Origin of the sequence: Sulfitobacter sp. HI0027 (genome assembly GCF_001634775.1) — a bacterium.
Classification (GTDB): domain Bacteria; phylum Pseudomonadota; class Alphaproteobacteria; order Rhodobacterales; family Rhodobacteraceae; genus Sulfitobacter.
Map to the genome: position 1 here is coordinate 1 of NZ_LWER01000277.1, position 653 is coordinate 653.

General features: G+C 52.7%; 1 protein-coding gene. It reads left to right on the plus strand.

Annotated features, from left to right (window positions below; genetic code table 11):
• Positions 1 to 421: 421 nt before the first annotated feature.
• On the plus strand, positions 422 to 622 hold the full coding sequence (locus A3722_RS15600; RefSeq protein ID WP_067916285.1) for a hypothetical protein: 201 nt from the start codon (positions 422 to 424) through the stop codon (positions 620 to 622).
• Positions 623 to 653: the final 31 nt, after the last annotated feature.

Sequence of the window (653 nt, forward strand, 5' to 3'; positions counted from 1 at the left end):
GCGCAGTCCATGCTTTGGCTCTCTAAACAGGCATGTGCCTCGCTAAGTGTGTGAGCCAAGACCACGTGATCGGCTCCAAGGCTGAGCAGGATTTCTTCAGCATCAAAGGCAATAAATATCTCATCTTCGAGAAGTAATACGCGCTTACCTTTCAGGACACCCATTAGCTTCTCCCTTCAATTGAAGCCCGGGGCAACTCTATCATGCATTCGAAACCCTCTGGCGAAAACAGCATGTGCGACCTACCCTTCATTTCTCTCTCCACAGTGCTCTTGATAAGCCTGATGCCAAACCCCTCTCGCCTGTTTGTGCCGTCAAGCACACGACCCGTTTCGATCCAGTCGATTTGGATATAGTCATCGCGCACGGCATTTGGCGCGCAGCGGACGCGAAGGTGGCCCGTTTCATTGGATAGAGCGCCATGCTCGATCGCAATCTGAATGGAGAGTATTCTGATGAACTCGCACGCGACCTCACAGACAAAGGGATGCCCCTTATCGTAGCCACAGGTTACGGCGCGTTAGAAGCCAACTCAGAAATTGTGACCGTCTCTAAGCCTTACGATGAGAACATGATTGAGGCGGCCTTCCGCAGAAGTGGCCTTGGCGGACCGGCAGAATGACGAACCATTTGGGGGCAGGTTAGCTATCCTG

Coding starts and splice junctions, on each gene's coding strand:
- A3722_RS15600 (WP_067916285.1), top strand. CDS start 422: ATGCTCGATCGCAATCTGAATGGAGAGTATTCTGATGAACTCGCACGC.